Raw genomic sequence first — 3,304 nt, forward strand, 5'->3', positions numbered from 1 at the left:
ACGGCCATGACGGGCACGGCAGGCCTGGAAAAAGCGACGGTCATCATCCCGTGCTACAATTCCGAGGGCACGATCGAGCGGGCTGTGCGCAGCGCGCTCGATCAGACACTCCCCGTGCAGGTGATCGTTGTGGATGACTGTTCCAGGGATCGCAGCTTTGAGATCGTGCAGGCAATGGCCGCGTCAGAGCCGAGACTGACCTCAGTCAGGCAGGCGAAGAATGGGGGGCCGTCGGCGGCGCGCAATACCGCATTGAGGCTCGTCACCACACCCTGGGTGGCGGGGCTCGATTCCGACGATTACCTTTTACCCGGCCGGATGAAGCGGCTGGTTGACCATGCCGAAGCGCAGAGCGTGGACTTCGTTGCCGATGATCTGATCCGGCTCAATCCCGGTGAGCGGCCGGAGGAAGGCTACCGCGTCTGGCGGGATGAACAGTTTGGAATTGTGGAACTGCCAGCGCCAGAGTTCGTGCGCCAGAATATCACGAAATATGCCGGCTATCGCCGCGAGATCGGATACCTCAAGCCGCTGATGCGCATGGACTTTCTGCGCCAGAAGGGGCTGTTCTATAATGAGGGCATGCGCCTGTCCGAGGATTACGAGTTTTATGTACGGTCCCATATCGAGGGCGCGCGCTGGCAGATCATTGATCCGTGTGGATACATTGCGGTCAACCGGCAGGGGTCGCTGTCGAATGCTGTTGCAGCGGTTGCACTGAAACGCATCCGCGACGCCGATACGGCGCTGATGCAGACGCCGGGCCTGAGCGCGGATGTTCGCCGGGCAATCGGGGACCATCGCGAATATGTCACGACCGATCTCGCATGGATGAACCTGATCGACGCCGTCAAGGCGCGCCGGCCTGCGGCGGCCCTGGCGACGTTTGGCTATTCACCGGCTGTGTCGGCGGCGTTGTTTATGCGGCTCGCCAAACATTTCCTCCGCATTCCGCTCTATCCGGAAGATGCTGAGGCGGGGCGCGAGCCGATCGGCGCGTCAGGCGTCGCGGGCCTTACTTGACATCATATTTGTCGGCCTTGCGCTCGCCCAGCAGCATCCGCTGTTCGAGCCGCCGGCGCAGGACGGCGTAGTACGCCTCCAGGAAAGCGAGATCGGTCTCGCCCGGCTGGCGGGTCCAGTCGATCTTTGAGCGGATGCGGGTGGCGACCTGTTCCTTGATGGCGGGTGTGGACTGGCGCAGCACGTCTTCGAGGACATGCAGTTCATGGATGCCGTAGGCATCGGCCTGCTGCGGCGTGAAGGCGAAGCGGCCATTGGTTTCGGGCGACGTGGCGGCTGAGGTGATGTCGTGCATCAGCTTGGTGCGCGGGGCGCGGATGACCCAGGTGCCGGCGATCAGGTCGCCGACGCGCATCTTGTCGCGGTTGAAGATGGGGAACAGCAGGAACACGCCGGACCAGATGAGCCCGAACAGGCTGAGCCAGCCATTGCCGCCGCCGCCCATCATCAGGAACTGGAATGGCAGGCCGATCTCGATCTCGCGGATAAAATTGCGGGCGAGCACGGAATTCGCCGTCAGCCGCCCGCCATCGCGTGCGGCGACACGCAGGCCGAGTGCGCGCTTGCCGGGGGTTGCGGCGCGCTGACCAATCTCGAAGAAGATGTAATAGAAATTCCGGACAAAGAAGAAAAAGACGAGCCAGAAGGCGAAGGCGACATTGGCGCTGCCGGGGCTGATCGCGCCGATCACGAAGCCTAGGCCGAGGAAGGTTGCGATGACGATCGCCCATTGGATGGCGATGTCGATCAGGAAGGCGCCAGCGCGTTCGGCAGCTGTGGCGAGGCGCAGGCGGATGGCGGCGCCTTCCGGCGTGACCAGGCGGCGGATGAGTTTTGACTGGCGGATTTCCTCCGCCATGCGGGCGCGGCGCTGGGTGGCGGCCTCGACGCTGACATGGATTTTGCCGGCGCGTTTGCCCGGCGCGGCGGTGTCGTTCATCCGGCACCCTCCCGGCGGGGCATGTAGAAATACGTCATCCACAGGATGAGCGTCGTGCCGGCGATCAGGTAGCGGACGAGATCTGAATTGATCAGCTGGCGGCCGAAGCCTTCGAGCAGGGCGGCGAAGACCAGCATGATGACGCACCCCATGGCGATGGTCGCGGCCTTCTGGCCGGCGGTGCGGGCCGAAGCCAGCCGCGTTCGTTCGCCCGGAAAGGCGACCGCGCCGCCGATGATGAAGCCCGCCGCTCCGGCAAGGATGATTGCGAGGAGTTCGGTGACGCCGTGGATCATCAGCCAGCCGGTGAATTCAAAACCAAGGCCCTTGTCCCAGAAGACGGCATAGAGCGAACCGATCATCACGCCATTGTATACGAGCAGCCAGGCGGTCGGGATGCCGAACGCAAAGCCGAGCGCGAAGGCGAACAGCGCGATCTGGGCGTTATTGTTGAGCAGGAAGCTGGAAAAGGCGGAAAGCTGCCCGTCTCCATAGTCGTCTGAATAGATCGTGCTGCGCAGATACTCGACCGTGGCGTCGGGGTTGCGGCCATCCATGAAGTTCGGGCCGTGGAAGGTCCAGAACCAGTCCATGTCCTGCAGGCAGAGGAAGAAGGCGAGCGCCCAGCCGCCGAGGAAGAACAGTGCCGAGAGCAGGGTGGGCCAGACCGCGCCGCGCACGGCGGCAGGCCAGTCGCGGCGCAGGAACACCATCATCCGTTCACCGATCGTGGTGCGCGCGCCATAGACGAAGAAATAGGCCCGCGTGCACAGGCTCTCGAGATAGGCGATGACGTTCTGGTCGAGCGAGATCGAGCGGGCGACGGAAAGTGAGGAGACGGCCTGACGATACAGGCGCGCCAGGGCGAGCATCTGCTCGTCGCTGAGGCTTTTGACGCCGCCATTCTCGGCGCGGGTGAGGATCAGGTCGAGCTTCTGCCAGTCGGCCTGGCGCTCCTCGCGGAAGCGGTAGGATTTCAGGAGGTCGCCGCTCACAGCATGTCCCTCTGCTTGATCTGGAGATAGCGCGAGACGAGAGCGCTGCCGAAATGTTCGGGGCGGGCTTCGATGATCTGAACGCCCAGCCGCTGCAGGCGGCGGAAGACGAGATCGCGCTCGGACAGGAGCGTATCGGCGATGACCGCGCGGGCGACATCCTCGGCGCTGGCCGGTTCGGCGTCGGCCATGGCGGAGAGCGCCTCATCCTCGAAGGTGGCAAACAGGACGAGGTGGCGGTCGGTCAGGCGCTTCACATGGTCGAGCATCAGCTCGGCCGAGATCGTGTCGACGAAGTCGGAGAAGATAATGATCAGGCTGCGCCGTTCGAGGCGTCCAGCGAGGT

Annotated in this window: 3 protein-coding genes and 1 pseudogene; 1 reads left to right on the forward strand and 3 read right to left on the reverse strand. The window is 63.7% G+C overall.

Features of this window, described 5'->3' with window-relative positions; translation table 11 throughout:
• A partial coding sequence (locus ACK4SV_RS16285) for a glycosyltransferase family 2 protein (RefSeq protein WP_409918895.1) occupies positions 1-1,023 on the forward strand: 1,023 nt, incomplete at its 5' end.
• Here ACK4SV_RS16285 and ACK4SV_RS16290 read toward each other — a convergent pair.
• The 3 genes and pseudogenes from ACK4SV_RS16290 to ACK4SV_RS16300 all read right to left on the reverse strand — a co-directional run.
• Entirely contained in the window at positions 1,016-1,963 is a 948-nt protein-coding gene (locus tag ACK4SV_RS16290) for an RDD family protein (RefSeq protein WP_409918896.1), read from the reverse strand. The two genes, ACK4SV_RS16285 and ACK4SV_RS16290, sit on opposite strands and share 8 nt — an antisense overlap.
• Positions 1,960-2,958 (reverse strand): stage II sporulation protein M, encoded by a 999-nt coding sequence (locus ACK4SV_RS16295; protein WP_409918897.1) that lies wholly within the window; start codon positions 2,956-2,958, stop codon positions 1,960-1,962. Before ACK4SV_RS16295 ends, ACK4SV_RS16290 begins: the two co-directional genes overlap by 4 nt.
• Positions 2,955-3,304: pseudogene (locus ACK4SV_RS16300) on the reverse strand (DUF58 domain-containing protein); the annotation flags it as partial. The gene ACK4SV_RS16295 and the pseudogene ACK4SV_RS16300, both read right to left, overlap by 4 nt.

Source organism: Hyphomonas sp. (assembly GCF_046313735.1).
Taxonomy (GTDB): Bacteria; Pseudomonadota; Alphaproteobacteria; order Caulobacterales; family Hyphomonadaceae; genus Hyphomonas.

Excerpts from the sequence above, each read along its gene's own strand:
- ACK4SV_RS16290 (WP_409918896.1), bottom strand. The coding sequence starts at position 1,963 with ATGAACGACACCGCCGCGCCGGGCAAACGCGCCGGCAAAATCCATGTC.